Origin of the sequence: Lacihabitans sp. CCS-44, from assembly GCF_024343735.1 — a bacterium.
GTDB lineage: Bacteria > Bacteroidota > Bacteroidia > Cytophagales > Spirosomataceae > Leadbetterella.
This window is the reverse complement of sequence record NZ_RJUE01000054.1, coordinates 81,687-98,031: the sequence shown is the minus strand read 5'-3', so window position 1 is coordinate 98,031 and position 16,345 is coordinate 81,687. Positions and strand designations below refer to the sequence as shown.

The 16,345-nt window shown below is 39.6% G+C and carries 12 protein-coding genes; 11 read left to right on the top strand and 1 reads right to left on the bottom strand.

What is annotated here, in order from left to right:
• The 11 genes from EGI26_RS09815 to EGI26_RS09765 all read left to right on the top strand — a co-directional run bounded on the left by EGI26_RS09815 (position 1) and on the right by EGI26_RS09765 (position 15,020).
• Complete coding sequence (locus tag EGI26_RS09815) at positions 1-888, top strand: response regulator transcription factor (protein WP_255077958.1); 888 nt, start codon at positions 1-3, stop codon at positions 886-888.
• Positions 889-1,053: 165 nt separating this feature from the next.
• The gene (locus EGI26_RS09810; RefSeq protein WP_255077957.1) at positions 1,054-3,852 is read left to right on the top strand and encodes a TonB-dependent receptor; all 2,799 of its coding nucleotides are present in this window, start codon (positions 1,054-1,056) and stop codon (positions 3,850-3,852) included.
• Between the two features lie 302 nt (positions 3,853-4,154).
• Positions 4,155-4,685, top strand: a complete 531-nt coding sequence (locus tag EGI26_RS09805; RefSeq protein ID WP_255077956.1) for a DUF3237 family protein — start codon at positions 4,155-4,157, stop codon at positions 4,683-4,685.
• A 57-nt stretch (positions 4,686-4,742) separates the two neighbouring features.
• Entirely contained in the window at positions 4,743-5,852 is a 1,110-nt protein-coding gene (locus tag EGI26_RS09800; RefSeq protein ID WP_255077955.1) for a S9 family peptidase, read from the top strand.
• 169 nt (positions 5,853-6,021) lie between these two features.
• Entirely contained in the window at positions 6,022-7,341 is a 1,320-nt protein-coding gene (locus tag EGI26_RS09795; protein ID WP_255077954.1) for an MFS transporter, read from the top strand.
• A gap of 20 nt (positions 7,342-7,361) precedes the next feature.
• On the top strand, positions 7,362-8,129 hold the full coding sequence (locus EGI26_RS09790) for a crotonase/enoyl-CoA hydratase family protein (RefSeq protein ID WP_255077952.1): 768 nt from the start codon (positions 7,362-7,364) through the stop codon (positions 8,127-8,129).
• A 216-nt stretch (positions 8,130-8,345) separates the two neighbouring features.
• The gene (locus EGI26_RS09785) at positions 8,346-10,139 is read left to right on the top strand and encodes a feruloyl-CoA synthase (RefSeq protein ID WP_255077951.1); all 1,794 of its coding nucleotides are present in this window, start codon (positions 8,346-8,348) and stop codon (positions 10,137-10,139) included.
• A 116-nt stretch (positions 10,140-10,255) separates the two neighbouring features.
• Positions 10,256-11,023, top strand: a complete 768-nt coding sequence (locus tag EGI26_RS09780; RefSeq protein WP_255078068.1) for a 3-hydroxyacyl-CoA dehydrogenase — start codon at positions 10,256-10,258, stop codon at positions 11,021-11,023.
• 67 nt (positions 11,024-11,090) lie between these two features.
• Positions 11,091-12,197 carry a 5-methyltetrahydropteroyltriglutamate--homocysteine S-methyltransferase gene (locus EGI26_RS09775; protein ID WP_255077950.1) on the top strand — a complete coding sequence of 369 codons (1,107 nt, stop codon included), beginning with the start codon at positions 11,091-11,093 and terminating at the stop codon, positions 12,195-12,197.
• 172 nt (positions 12,198-12,369) lie between these two features.
• Entirely contained in the window at positions 12,370-14,151 is a 1,782-nt protein-coding gene (locus EGI26_RS09770; protein ID WP_255077949.1) for an acyl-CoA dehydrogenase, read from the top strand.
• 2 nt (positions 14,152-14,153) lie between these two features.
• Complete coding sequence (locus tag EGI26_RS09765; RefSeq protein WP_255077948.1) at positions 14,154-15,020, top strand: amidohydrolase family protein; 867 nt, start codon at positions 14,154-14,156, stop codon at positions 15,018-15,020.
• A gap of 94 nt (positions 15,021-15,114) precedes the next feature.
• Here EGI26_RS09765 and pcaF read toward each other — a convergent pair whose 3' ends face one another.
• Complete coding sequence (gene pcaF / locus EGI26_RS09760; protein ID WP_255078067.1) at positions 15,115-16,323, bottom strand: 3-oxoadipyl-CoA thiolase; 1,209 nt, start codon at positions 16,321-16,323, stop codon at positions 15,115-15,117.
• Positions 16,324-16,345 lie beyond the last annotated feature (22 nt).

Below are 16,345 nucleotides of genomic sequence, written 5' to 3'. Positions count from 1 at the left end.
ATGAAGCATATACCACTCGTAAAGCCGGCTCAGTTTGACAACTATCTCTTCAAAAACTGGAAAGCTCCAGTTTTTAGTGGGCTTTACGATAATTTTCATATTGAGAAAATCGAAAACTATAAAGATCACCTGATTATTCCTACACCTCCACACAGGCGGTCGGTTTATTTCCTATTGTTTCTAACCCAAGGCGTGGTAGTCAGAACCAAGGGCCTAAACAAGTATGAATTAAAACAGAATTCGTGTTTTTGCCTAGCTGCCGATCAAATAACAGGTATAGACTATGTGAGCGACGATGCTGCAGGTTATTACATTCATTTTTTGCCGGATATTTTTAACAACCCCAACCTCAAAATCGACATTGGCAAAGATTTGCCCTTTTTCTCATTATTGAAAGAGCCTCATTTCGAAATTTCCAATCCCGAAAAGATAAAAAACCTGTTCACCCAGCTGTCTTCTGAATACCAAAGTCAAAACAAAAGTCTCATCTCTTTTTATCTAATAACCTTACTTTTCGAAATCCAAAACAACTCTATCTCAAAAGAAACAGATAAAAAGGATGCCTCTGCTATGCTGACCTTAAAATACAAAAACGCTCTTTCCGAGTTTATTTATAGTTTCAAAACAGTTGCGGAGTTTGCTGATCAGCTTTCAGTGTCACCCAACCATCTTTTAAAATGTGTAAAAAACACCACAGGAAAATCGGCGAGAGAATTGCTCGAAGAAATGAGAATACTTGAAGCAAAGGTTCTGCTCAAACAAACAGACATGAGTATAGGTGAAATAGCCTTCAAAATAGGTAAATATGAGCCCAGTGATTTTGCCCGATTCTTCAAATCTAAAACAAAAACTACTCCTTTTCAGTACAGAAATTCAAATATTGATTGATTGTGCATATATATTAAGTTTTTTTGCTTATTTAGGTAAAGAAAATTTCAGGACTTTTGCGTATTCTTTTTTAAAGATAAAATTGCACTTTTAAAAGAAGTCCAATTATTTTCTTCCAGAAAAGATTCAAAAAAAATGAAATAAAATACCCTAAAACCTTTGAAAATGAAAAGACTTATTTACCTATTTATCCTATGCACTTTTTCTGTCGGGGTCTATGCCCAATCGATAACAGGAAAAGTAACCAACACAAAGGGCGAAACACTCCCTGGCGTTTCTATAGCCATTAAGAACACTACCAAAGGCACCATAACTGATGCCAACGGAAACTACAGCCTCAACGCCGAAATAGGCAATACGCTGGTTTATTCATTTATAGGACATGAAACCAAGTCCATTACGTTAACTGATCAAACCAATCTCGACGTGGCCCTTACTGAAACCAACGCTAATCTTGATGAAGTAGTCGTAACCGGTGTATTTGATGCCCGTACTCGTTTGGAGGCTTCGAGCTCCATCAGTATCATGAAGACCAAAGATATTGAACGCATGGCAGCTACCTCAGGTGCCGATTTGCTTAAAAATATCCCTGGAGTTTTCGTAGATGCATCAGCTGGAGAAACCCGTAATACCATTACCACTAGAGGATTAACACTATTCCCTAGTGCAAGCGGTTATAACTATGTATCCATGCAAGAAGACGGCCTACCCATGTCAAACTTCAACTATGGCACTGATAATTATCTTAGACCCGACGTAACCACAGCCAGAGTAGAGGCACTTCGTGGAGGATCAGCCACCGTAACAGGTGCCAATGCTCCGGGTGGTATTTTTAACTATATTTCTAAAACTGGCGGTGAAACCATAGCTGGTGAAGTAAGAACAAAATTTGGTTTAGAGGGTGATGGCAAAAATCCTTATTACCGAGCAGATTTGGGTATTGGCGGCCCATTAAATAAAGACAAATCCCTAAGATTCTATGCAGGTGGTTTTTTAAGGTATTCCTATGGTGCTAGAAATGCTGGCTACTTAGCCAACAATGGTGGGCAGCTTAAAGCCAACATCACCAAAATATATAAAAAAGGTGACTTAAAGGTATACTTGAAATACCTAGACGACAACAATGCCGTAACGGCATCTACCCCGACTGAAAACTGGAACGACCAAAAACTCTCACCGGGCTTTAATTATACCGATAGTTATGATATTCCGTCCATCCAAGGCACACTCTCTCGCAATGGTGAGTTGGTAGATTATGACTCAAGAAGAAAATTTGATTCTAAAGAAAAGGCTGTAGGCTTAACTTGGTCTCACAAATTCAATCCTACAACAGAGCTAAAAATTGCCTCTCGTATATCTGACAGAGACTTTTATCAGCAGGGTTCCACTATTATAGCACCGTTTATTCCAACTGCCGCCATATTTTATATACTTCCAGGGTTGGGTGGACGATTCGGCACCTACACATTTACAGACAAAGTAACTGGACAGCAGCTGGGTACATTCGAAAGACTGGCGGGCAAACCCATAGTGCCAGGAGCAAACAACAAATTTCCGGGCATCAATAACCAGGTATTGTTTATGCCAGCCTTTATGTCTGAAAGAGCCATGAGAGATTTTTCTAACCAAATAAGCGTCTCAAAAAAACTCAATAAAATGAGCTTTACATTTGGAGGTTATTATGCAAAATCATCAATGGATGCCACAGGCGTTAACACTGGCTCTGGCCCAGGAGCAGCTACTATTGAGCATCAGCCCCACATGATAGACATCAAATTAGCCTCAATTGACGGCAAAACCTATCAAGTAAGCAGCCCTGAAGGCTTTATGAAAGTAGACGAAGCTGGGCAAAACACGGGTCTGGCCAAGCAAGACCAGTACTCTTTATTTTTCGCTCATGAGTGGGATTTGGCAAAAGGCCTTACCTTGGATTGGGGATTGCGTTATGAAAGTGTTAAAAACCATGGTTGGAACGCCGTAACTGTGCCCATAAATACAACAGATAGCCCTACATTTGGTGGTGTTGACAATAATCCTTTGACGCTTTATGATAATTTTGGTGGCAAAAAAGGCCCAGAATTGAACTATACCAAATATGCCAAGTATTTGGCTTATTCAGCCAGTTTGAACTACAAAATATCTTCCAATCAAGCTATATACTTAAGAGTATCAGATGGTGGAAAATCTGCTGATGTCAACACTTTTACCTCGCTGCTGAATACGCAATTCAATATCGACAACACCAAAGAAAAAGATCTACAGCAGAAAATAACACAGTTTGAGCTTGGTTATAAATATTCATCGAACAATCTGAAGCTATTTATAACTCCGTTTTACAGCAAACTTGGCAACGTAGCCAATATACTTTATTTCAGAAATGTCGACAACACCGCCTACGCTCCACCGGTTCAGTTCAATAGCTTTACCACCAAAGGTGTGGAAATGGAGGCTGACATAAAACTTTCAAATCATGTAAGTGTACGAGCTACTTCGGTTTTTCAAAACTCTACAGCTACCACATACACCACTTGGATAGCTAACGCCAATGGCCCAGCCGACGACAAACTATTGGATTTTTCTGGAAATAAAGCAGGGGGCATACCTCCAGCTATGTTCAATATAGCCCCAAGGTATTCTAATGATAAATTCTTTGCCATTCTAAGTTATAATCACCTATCAAAAAGACCAGCCAATACGCCAAACGGCTTCGAAATGAAAGGTTACAACAACGTAGATTTCTCCGCAGGGTATGATTTAAATAGAAAAATGGCTTTGCAATTAAACATCAATAACGTAATTAACCAATTTGGAGTAACGAACTGGCTTGGCTCAGGTGGTTTCCCTACCAGCTTAAACAGAGACAGAATAACACCAGAATATGTTGCTTCTAATCCAAATGATACATTTTCAGCGTTACGCAACATGCCAAGAGCATATTTCTTGACATTTAGCTATAAATTTTAAAACCCGATAAACATTTATTATGATCGAAAGGTAGTTCAATCTTTGGGCTACCTTTTTTAAAACCAAATGCTTAGAAAATACATTAAGCATTGTTTCTAATAATTTCAATAGAAGGAATCTATTTTAACATCAAAAAAATACGATATTATTTTTATCTTTAAATATTATTTTGAAACCCTCATCCTGCTATCCGCTATATCTTTTTTGAGAGCATTGGTGGGTGAGCGTAGTAGAACACCAAGCCTCAAAAAAGGATGCCGCTGCTATCAGGGGGCCATATTCAAACTTAAAAAGAATTATTCATGAAAAACGCCCTTTTGTTTCTTTACATCATTATTTCTGTCAATACTTATGCCCAATTACAACCTGAGCTAGAGTTTGTTTGTGAACTTAAAGTAAGCACCGAAAAGGCTATGATTCTAGGCCAAACTACCCATGGCGAACGGAGAATCATTCCTATAACTGGCGGCACCTTCGATGGACCATTACTAAAAGGAACTGTACTCAACGGCGGAGCGGATTATCAATATTTCACTCAAAACTCCAATGGTGAATCTCGAACAGAAATAGAAGCCATATACACCGTAAAAACAGACGATGGCGTTCTCATACACATAAGAAATGTAGGATTGGTAAGCCGAACGAAAGAACAAAACGAAGCCCAAAAAGCTGGAACGCCTATTGATTTTTCAAAAATTTACTTCAGAGCCGCTCCAAAATTTGATGCCCCCACCGAGAGCAAATACAACTGGATGAACAATGCTATTTTTATATGTAAAGGAATTCCAACCGGCCAAGGTTTTGTACGAATTTTGGTTTGGAAAGTATTATAGTTCAAATTCGAAAAAATAATAAACAACGACCTTAATAAATATTAAAAAAACATCGAGATGAAAAAAATATTATTGCTCCTTTCACTATCATTAAACGCTTTTTGCCAAGTTGCAAAAACAGACACTGGAACTATAAAAAACGCCCAGTTTAAGATAATCTTTCCTGAAAATTATAAAAACAAATTGGTGATGTATGCTCACGGACATGAGTTTATGGGCTCTTTACCTCGTCAGAGTAAAAACCCAGCCTGGGTTGACCGCATGAAACCATTTCTAGATCGTGGCTTTGCTGTAGCGGCCTCAGATTATTCTCTACAAGGTTTTGCACTACCTGAAGGCGTAGATGATACAGAGAATCTTCGTAAGTATTTTTTCAAAAAATACGGCAAACCCGACAGTACCTTCATGGTGGGACATTCGATGGGTGGTGGCATAAGTATAGCCATCATGGAGAACTTTGATAAAAATTACAATGGTGCCCTACCACTCTGTCCGTTTGCAAGTCGGGCATATTTACAATGCCGCAAAGAGTTCGATATGTATGCTACTTTCAATGTATTATTCCCTGGTGTAGTGCCAACCTTATCAAACGTAATGGATGCCTCAGTACCTTACAAAGCACTTAATCCACGTGAGTTTGGTCCGAAAGGCAAAGCCATCAGAGACGGATTTATGAAGGATTCGGTGCTCGCAGCTGCCTTTGCCAAACGCTTTGACCTTAAACTTTCAGACTTACACATGTCATTGATGTTTAACGAAAATGTATTAAGAGACAATGCCCAAAAAGCAGGCGGAAACCCATTTGACAACACCAACACCATATACACAGGTTTTGGAAATGACCTCGAAATGAATAAAAAAGTAGAACGCCTAACTGCCTCTGGCGATCCTCGTAAGCTTTTTGACAGATATGACAAAACAGGTAACATCAACAAGCCTGTTTTAATGATGCACACCATTTATGATCAATTGATACCTCCTACATACGGTGAAGTAAACTTTGAAAACATGGTACATAAGCAGGGGAAAGACCAATATTTTACTGTAAAATACACCAACGGTCAGGCTCACTGTGCATTTACCCCTAACCAAACAGGCATCGCCTTTGACGAGCTGCGAGCTTGGGTTAAAACAGGCACAAAGGCAAAGGCTGGGTACATCGAATAAGGCGATTTATAGTACTTAATGAAAGTATAAAAAAGCATAAAAAATAAAAATAGAATGATTTCTTTTAAATCTTTAATTTGAAAACATATTAAAAAAAAGCTAAATTGAAATGTTTCTTATAACAATATTGAATCAAGAACGCATCCTAAAAAATAAACCTAAAAAATAAATGAAATCAAACAAGCACGCTTGGTTAGCCATATTTATACTCACACTCGCCAATATTTCTTCTTTTATAGATCGGCAAATCTTGGCCTTATTGGTAAAACCTATAAAACGTGATTTGCATCTTTCTGACACCGAAATGAGCCTATTGATGGGTCTAAGTTTTGCTTTATTCTATTCATTATTTGGCATAATGATAGGCCGGTTAGCCGACACCAAAAACCGAACAAAAATAATCATGTTAGGCATTAGTATTTGGTCGGTTATGACTAGCTTATGTGCTGGTATAGGCAATTATCTCCAGTTTTTTTTAGCACGGATGGGCGTAGGCGTGGGTGAGTCTACCTTGTCGCCATCAGCCAACTCTCTCATTGCTGATCTTTTTCCAAAAGAAAAATTAGCAAGAGCCACCAGCGTATTTACTTTAGGTGTTTTCTTAGGGTCGGGCTTAGCCACACTTATAGGGTCAGGCATTGTGGCCAAACTACCCACTGAAGGCATGGTTTCGGTACCGATTTTGGGTGATATTTTCCCTTGGCAAATGATTTTTCTGTATATTGGTATTCCAGGCTTTTTGATTGCCCTCCTATTTTTATTTATCAAAGAACCTGCAAGAACAAATTCCCTTCAAAAAAACGGGGCAATAGCCAAACTAAGCCTTACAGAGTCATTTAAAATAATTTTTACCCACAAAAAAGCATTTCTTTTAATCTGTTTTACCGTTGCTTGTCAGGCTTTTGTAAACTACGGAATGAACGCCTGGATACCCACTTTCGTAAACCGCACCTATGGCTGGGAAGTACCCAGAGCAGGTTTCTTTTATGGCATAGTAAGCTGTTTAGCAGCCATTAGTGGAGCACTTACCGGCGGGTGGCTGGCCGACAAATGGACCAATGCCGGTAAAACCGACGGTCGATTAAGAGTAGGAATAGTAGGCATGACCTTGGGCTTGTTGGGTTTGTTGGTGGGATTAGCTCCAAAGGCGGAATGGGCTATTCTATTAACCGCATTGCCAGTTTTTGGAATGGCCATGCCCTATGGGGCAGCCACTGCGGCTATTCAAGAAATCATGCCGAACCAAGTCAGAGCTACTGCTTCGGCCGTATTGTTATTTATTATAAATCTCTTGGGTATGGGGCTAGGGCCATTTGTGGTAGCGTTTTTTACAGACACCGTCTTTAAAGACGAAAGCATGATTCGGTACTCGTTGATGCTTTTGTTTATAATTGGCGGCAGCGTAGGCCTGATATTAAGCTATATGTCACTAAAACCATACAGGAAGATATTTTCTGATAGAGAGGGAAGTTTGGGGATTGAAGGTTGAATTAAAAAATAAAATGAAAAATGACAGAACATATTATAGTAAAACAAGAAGCTGAAATACTTTTTGTAAAAATAAACCGCCCTGAAAAAAGAAATGCAGTAAATGATGCCTTGATTTTGGGACTTGAACACATATTTTCAAACATACCCGACGGCGTAAAATGTGCAATAATATCAGGCGAAGGCCAACATTTCAGTGCAGGTTTGGACCTTTCTGAACTAAAAGAAAGAGATATCATCGAAGGTCTGCAGCATTCAAGAATGTGGCACCGAGCCCTGGAAAAAATACAGTTTGGCACTGTTCCTGTAGTGGCAGTTTTGCATGGTGCCTGCGTGGGTGGCGGTCTAGAGATTGCCTCGGCTTGTCATATTCGTGTGGCCGAAAAAAGCACTTTCTATGCCTTGCCCGAGGGCCAAAGAGGGATTTTTGTAGGTGGAGGGGCATCTGTAAGACTACCCAAACTTATCGGAATGGCCAGAATGGCCGACATGATGTTTACTGGCAGAGTAATTAAGGCTGAGGAAGGCATGGCTATGGGGATGTCTCAGTACGTTGCCGAAGATGGCTTAGGCTTAGAAAAGGGTATAGAACTGGCAAAAAGAATCGCCCAAAACGCCGAAACCACCAATTATGCATTGATGCACGTGTTGCCCAGAATAGTAGATTCTGGCCAAGCGGAAGGCTTAATGATGGAGTCTTTGATAGCCACCATTTCTTCGTCATCGCCAGAGGCAAAAAAACGCCTAAATGATTTTCTGGAAGGGAAAGCCAAGAAAGTAGGTGAATGATTCGATTGGTCAATTTACGATTTTTGATTGTAGATTAACGACTGTAGAATTTTCAAGAATGACAATAAAAACAGCTGACAATAGCCAAAATCTGGTGTTTAAATATAGCTAAAAACCGATGTTTGAGCGGAGCAAAAACCTCAAAGTTTGAATCAAACAGAGACCTGGTGGTTGAGCAGAGCCGAAACCACTTTTTCAAAACAATATTAAATAGAGATGTTCAAAAATACTTCATTCGGACCCACGTCAACAACCAAAACCGTTTTGGACGATGGTTCTATTTTGTTAAAACTTGACCAAGAACTTGGCGATTTCCCCGAAAAAATAACCGAAAAACTTATTTATTGGGCAGAAAAGACACCAGATAAAATATTTATAGCCCGCAGAAGAAGTTTGACCGAAAATGACTGGGAGAAACTCACTTACGCTGAAACTTTACAAAAAGTAAATGCGATTGGGCAATACCTGCTGAATCTTAATTTTTCGAAAGATGAAACGATTGTAATTTTATCTGAAAATAGTATTGAACATGCTCTGTTGGCTTTAGCAGCATTGCATGTCGGGATTACTTACACGCCAATTTCACCGCCATACGCTTTGGTGTCAAACGACTTTGGCAAACTCAAGCACTGCCTCGGACTCATGACGCCTAAATTGGTTTTTGCCCAAAATGCAAAACACTATGCCAAAGCCCTTGAACTGACTAAAGAGCTTTTCCCAGAAGTACAAATTTTAACAGCCGAAAACTCAAGTGAAACTGATTTTTCAGAAACCATAAATACCAATATTACGGCAGAAGTTGAAAAGGCTTTTGAAAAAGTAAATGGAGATACCGTTGCAAAAGTTTTGTTTACATCAGGCTCTACTGGCTTGCCCAAAGGCGTAATAAACACACACAAAATGTGGTGTGCTAACCTGCAGCAAATCACGCAGGTGTTTTCATTTATGCAAAATGAGCCACCTGTTTTCATAGATTGGCTACCATGGAATCATACTTTTGGTGGAAATCATAATTTCGGACTAACACTTTACAATGGTGGGACTTTATATCTGGATGAAGGCAAACCGACCGCCAGGGGAATAGAAAGCACAGTTCAAAATCTTAGAGAAATATCACCCACCGCATATTTCAATGTACCGAAAGGATTTGAGATGTTGATTCCGTATTTTGAAAATGAGCCAAAATTGAGAGAAAAATTCTTCCAAAACCTCAATATTCTATTTTATGCAGGAGCGAGTTTGGCTCAACCTGTGTGGAATCGTTTAGAAGAATTGGCGATGGAAACGATTGGCGAAAAAATCCCAATTATAACCGGTCTGGGCTGCACTGAATCGGGTCCTTCCGCCATGTTTGCAAGTTGGGGTGGTAGTTTCTCAGGTCTTTTAGGAGTTCCCGTGGCCGGTATGGAAGTCAAATTAGCTAAAGACGGCGACAAAATGGAGGCCCGTTACAAAGCTCCAAATGTTACTACCGGATATTGGAGAAATATTGAAGAAACATCAAAGGCTTTCGATGAGGAAGCATATTATAAAACCGGTGATGCGGTAAGGTTTGTCGACGAAAATGAGCCGAGCAAAGGCTTGGTTTTTGATGGAAGGATAGCCGAGGATTTTAAACTTTCGACGGGCACTTGGGTAAATGTAGGGGTACTAAAAGCCAAAATAATATCTGCTGGCTCGCCAATTGTTCAAGATGTGGTGATTGCCGGATTGGATAAAGAATATATTGGTGTTATTTTGTTTTTAAATGCAGATTCTTGTCGAAATTTGATTGGAGAAAATTTGGAAAACAAAGAAGCCTATTTGCACGAAAAAGTGCATCATTTTTTAGGAGAAATGCTCGAAAAGTTCAACGCACAATCGACTGGAAGTTCAACAAGAGTGGAAAGGATAATCATTGCCGTCGAACCACCATCTATAGACTTGGGAGAAATAACCGACAAAGGATCATTGAATCAAAGAGCAGTTTTAAAACATCGAGCAGATTTGGTGGAGGAGTTGTTTAAATAAAATAAAAACTGAACACAAGTAACATAGATTAATCGTGATGAACTCTGAAAAAATCAGTGAAAATCAGCAAAATCTGTGCGGCCGGCGTACTGGTCATCTGTGTTCCAATGAATATCATGGAAATACAAAATAAAACATTCTTAGTGACGGGCGGAGCCTCGGGTTTGGGTTTTGCTACAGTTGAAATGATCATTAAAAACGGCGGGAATGCCGTACTTTTAGATGTAAATTCTGAAGCAGGAGAACAGGCCGAAACAAAATTGGGCAAAAATGTCAAGTTTGTAAAAACTGACGTAACTAATGAAGACCAAGTTCAAAATGCCGTTGAAATGGCGGTTCAACATTTCGGAGGAATTCATGGCGTGGCCAATTGTGCCGGAGTAGGCCCTGCGATGCGAGTAGTTGGCAAAAATGGTCCTCACGGACTTGATTTCTTTTCTAAAGTAATCAATATCAACCTCATAGGCACTTTCAATGTGTTACGTTTAGCAACAAACATGATGCAAAATAATGAGCCTAATGAAGGTGGTGAAAGAGGCGTAATTATCAATACAGCTTCGGTGGCTGCATTTGACGGGCAAATCGGTCAGGCCGCGTACTCAGCTTCAAAAGGTGGAATAGTAGCTATGACTTTGCCGATTGCTAGAGAATTGGCCCGAATGGGAATAAGGGTGATGGCCATCGCACCTGGAATTTTTGAAACCCCGCTATTGGCCTCTTTGCCACTGGAAGTTCAAGATTCTCTTGGCCAGCAAGTTCCATTTCCATCAAGGCTTGGAAAACCAAAGGAATTTGCAAGTTTAGTTAAGCAAATAATAGAAAACCCGATGCTCAACGGCGAAGTGATACGACTAGACGGAGCCATAAGAATGGGAGCCAAATAAAATAATCATTTATATTTGTAAAAAAACTATCAATCATATTTCAAAAAAAATGAATCTTAAATAATATATGGAAAACAACAATTTCAGAGCAGATCATGTGGGTAGTTTATTAAGAACGCCAGAAGTGAAAGAGAATAGAGATAAATGGAAAAACGGCCAAATATCTGCAGAGGAACTCAGAGAAATCGAAAATATAGGTATTACAGAAACTGTAAAGAAACTTGAAGCTACAGGTATGAAAGCCATAACTGACGGCGAGTTTCGTAGAGATTATTTTCATTTAGATTTTCTAAAGGAACTGGATGGAGTTACTGTAACAGGCGGTGTTGGTGGTGGCCAAGCCAAAGTGGCTTCTGACGGTTTTACTCCTCCTGTTTTGAGTGTAACAGGAAAATTAAGGCATCAACACGACATTCAAGTTGCAGATTTTAATTTCTTAAAATCCATTGTTACTGCAACACCAAAGGTATCAATTCCTTCACCAACCATGATTCACTTTAGAGGTGGACGTAAATCTATCGATATCAATTCATATCCTGACATGGACGAGTTTTTTCATGATTTATCTAATGCTTACAAGGAGGAAATTGACCATCTTTACCAGGCTGGATTACGTTATTTGCAACTAGACGACACCAACTTGGCTTATCTATGCGACCCAAAAATGCGTGCTGCAGCCGCCGAAAGAGGTGAAGACCCGAACGAATTGCCAAAAACTTATGCTGCCCTTATCAATTCTGTGATAGACGGAAGACCAGACGATTTGACAGTCGGAATACACTTATGCAGAGGAAATTACCGCAGTACTTGGTTTGCCGAGGGCGGTTATGAGCCGGTTGCCGAAATTTTGTTCAACGAAATAAATGTGGACAGATACCTTTTGGAATACGACGATGAACGCTCTGGAGATTTTGCTCCATTAAGATTTGTCCCAAAAAACAAAAAAGTAGTTTTGGGTATAATTTCCTCGAAAAAAAGAGAAATGGAGAACATTGATGACCTTTGCAAAAGAATTGACGAAGCTGCCCAATATATGCCATTGGAAAACATGTGTGTAAGTCCGCAATGTGGATTCTCAAGCACACACCACGGCAACGACATGAGCCACGACGACCAATGGCGTAAAATGGAATTGGTAGTAAATACGGCCATAAAAGTGTGGGGCGAAAGCTGATTTTGTTTTTATGGGAACACAGATGACCGGTACTCCGGCCGCACAGATTTAACAGATGAACACAGATTTTTTTTTACTTTTAAAATACTATTAATAGATCAAAGTTGATTTCAGTGTAAATCAGTAAAATCCGTGTTATCTGTGTTCTAAAACGATCCTAAACAAACAATAAATGCAATTATATTCGAGAAGAAATATAGATTTCATATTGCATGAAGTGCTGAAAGTGGAAGAACTCTGCGAGGATGATTATTTCAAAAATCATTCGAAAGAGACCTTCGATTTGGTGCTTGATATGGCCGATGAAATCAGTCAAAAAACTGCTTTACCAGCTTTTGTCGAAAGCGATAGAAATCAGCCGCAACTGATTGATGGTCAAGTGAGCGTTCATTCTGGCGTACGTACTTTCGTAAAAACTTATGCAGATGCCGGGATGATTTCAGCCACTTTTGATGAGACCTTTGATGGCCAACAATTACCCAAAACGGTATATGCTGCATCAGAATACATCGGAATGAGTGCCCATAATAGCTTCATGATGTTCACTGATTTGGCCAACGGATGTGCAAATCTTATCGCCATGTTCGGCAATCAGGATCAAAAAGAGCTTTACGTTCCCAAACTTCTCTCGGCTGAGTGGCTAAGCAGTATGTGTCTTACCGAGCCTCAGGCGGGCAGTTCACTTTCAGATGTTGCCACAAAGGCCACTCCTCAAACCGATGGAACTTACAAAATTTCAGGACAAAAAGTTTTTATTTCTGCTGGAGACCATGACATTACGCCCAATATTATTCATTTGGTTTTAGCCCGAATTGAAGGAGCTCCAGCAGGCGTTAAAGGCATTTCTTTATTTATTGTTCCAAAAAACCATGTAGATAATTTGGATAAATCCAACGATGTGACTTCGATTGGTATTTATCACAAAATGGGTCAAAAAGCTACTCCAGCTATGCATTTGGCTTTTGGCGAAAATGACAATTGTTTTGGGTATCTTTTAGGGGAAGCCAATCAAGGTCTAACCCAAATGTTCAAAATGATGAACAGTGCCCGTTTAGGAGTGGGCATGACCGGAATCGCTTGTGCATCAGCGGCATATCATCATTCTCTAAAGTATGCAAAGGAACGAATTCAAGGAAAACGTTTGGATTTGAATCAAAAAGCTGTTTCTGCCAAAATCATTGAACATCCAGATGTACGCAGAATGCTCTTCAAACAGAAAGCTGTTGTAGAAGGCGGATTGGCTTTTATGTTGCAATGCTATTTTTATATAGATCAAACTCGAGTAAACCCTGAAAAAAAATCCTACTACGACACTTTACTTGAATTATTAACTCCAGTGGCAAAAACGTTTGGTGCTGAAATGGGCATTGTTTCTGTAAATCAAGGATTGCAAGTATTGGGTGGCTATGGCTATACAGAAGATTTTCCGTTGGAACAATTGGCCAGAGACGTAAGGATTTGCAGCATATATGAAGGAACAACCGGAATTCAATCTTTGGCACTTTTGGGAAGAGAGGTTTTTAGAAATGATAAAATTGCTCTAAAATATTGGCTTTCTGAAATAGAAGTGAGTTTAGAAAAAGCCAGAAAATTAGCAGAACTAAAACCATTTGTAAATAATTTTGAACAAAAACTAAGCATTTTTGCCAAAGTTAATGAGCATTTAGAAAAAATACCAGAAGAAGGAAATTTAGAAATATTTTTGAAAGACGCCACAGCATATATGGAATTATTCGGGCTGCTAAATGCTGCTTGGCAATGGCTAAAAATGGCAGAAAAAGCTCAAATGCAGATTAATGGCAGTACTTCTGAAAGTAAATTTTACCTTTCAAAAATACAAACCCTGAAGTTTTTCTTTAAATATGAACTAAGTAAAGTGGAGCAATTGGCTGAGTTACTTTTCCAAACAGACACATTAACTATTTTTGACCCGAACATTGAACTCATAGATTGATCATGATAGACATAAAAAAAGTAATCGCAATTGACGTACATACACACGCGGAAGTATCTTGTTGTCAACCACACGATGATTATCGACCAGAATTTGATATAGCTTTTGCAAAATATTTCAAATCAGATAAAAGGCCGACCATTCAAGAAACTGCCGATTTTTACAGAGAAAACAATTTGGCATTTGTGATGTTTACGGTTGATTCTGAGCATGAAGTGGGCAAAAAACGTATTCCAAATATCGAAGTAGCTGAAGCTGCTCTGAAAAACGACGATGTGATGATAGCCTTTGCGAGCATAGATCCTCACAAAGGCAGAATGGGTGCTCGTGAAGCCCGTGATTTGATCGAAAATTATGGTGTAAAAGGTTTTAAATTTCATCCTACAGTTCAAGGATTTTATCCGCAAGACAAAATGGCTTATCATCTGTATGAGGTCATCGCAGAATATAAATTACCCATGCTTTTTCATTCAGGTCATTCGGGTTTTGGTTCGGGAGTTCGTGGTGGTGGCGGATTAAGACTGGAATACTCCAACCCCATGCACCTCGACGATGTAGCCATAGATTTTCCTGATTGTCCGATTATCATAGCCCATCCAAGTTGGCCCTGGCAAGACGAAGCCCTTTCGGTAGCTATGCACAAGCCCAATGTTTACATTGATTTGAGCGGTTGGTCTCCTAAATATTTTCCTAAACAACTGGTGCAATATGCCAACACCATGCTCAAAAACAGAATCCTTTTCGGCACAGATTTTCCGTTAATTACACCAGAAAGATGGATGAAGGACTTCGAAGAGGCTGGATTTAAAGATGAGGTTAAACCTTTGATTTTGAAAGAAAATGCGATTCGGATGTTGGGCTTGATGTGAAATTTAGTTTCGCTAAATTGGAACACGGATGACACAGATATTAAAATACCACGGATTAACACTGATTTCTTAATTTCGTGGTATTTTTTTAAATTTATACCCGCTCCAAAACAACAGCATATCCCATGCCCACACCTACACACATTGAGGCCAAAGCATAACGCTTCTTGGTCCTTTGCAACTGATTTACAGCCGCTTGAATAATTCTTGTGCCTGACATACCCAAAGGATGCCCCAAAGCGATAGCTCCACCGTTTGAATTGATTCTGGCATCATCATCTGCCAAACCGAGATTTCTTGAAACAGCCAAACACTGAGCTGAGAAGGCTTCATTGAACTCTATTACATCGATATCATTTAATATTAAACCTGCCTTTTGTAAGGCTTTTTGGCTAGCTCCCACTGGCCCAATTCCCATTATTCTCGGCTCTACTCCTACCACTCCGGAGCTTACGATTCTGGCCTTTGGAACAAGATTATAAGACTTTATGGCATTTTCAGAGGCTATAAACATAGCAGCAGCTCCGTCATTTAACCCCGAGGCATTACCTGCAGTAACCGTTCCTCCTTCTTTCTTAAATGCAGGTCTTAATTTCGCCAAAGTCTCAAGGCTTGTGGTTCCTTTTATAAATTCATCTTTATCAAAAATAGTTACGTTGCCTTTTTTATCTGTCAGTTCAACGCCAACTATTTCTTCGGCCAATACTCCATTTTGCTGTGCAGCATAAGCTTTTTGTTGAGAGTTATAAGCAAACAAATCCTGATCTTCACGACTGATATTATACATTTCGGACAAATTTTCGGCTGTAATACCCATCGCATCTGTTCCGTACATTTTGTTCATCAGCGGATTTACAAACCGCCAGCCGAAACTCGAATCGAACAGCTGCATATCACCACCAAAGGGCTTGGAAGATTTGCTCATGACCAATGGACCTCGCGTCATGTGTTCCATTCCTCCCGCTATCAACACCTCACCATCACCAGCTTTTATGGCTCTATTGGCATGAATCACCGCAGACATACCCGAAGAACATAATCTATTGACGGTTTCGCCAGGAATAGTGAATGGTAAACCTGCCAAAAGTAAGGCCATTCGAGCCACATTTCTGTTGTCTTCGCCTGCCTGATTATGACAACCCAATATCACATCTTCGATTACTTCAAGAGGAATATTGGGATTTCTTTTTACCAATTCTTTGATTGGAATTGCAGCCAAATCATCGGCTCTAACAGGTGACAAACTACCACCAAAACTTCCAATGGGAGTTCTTATTGCATCTATAATGAAAGCCTCTTTCATAAGTTTAAATTTTACCGTTAGG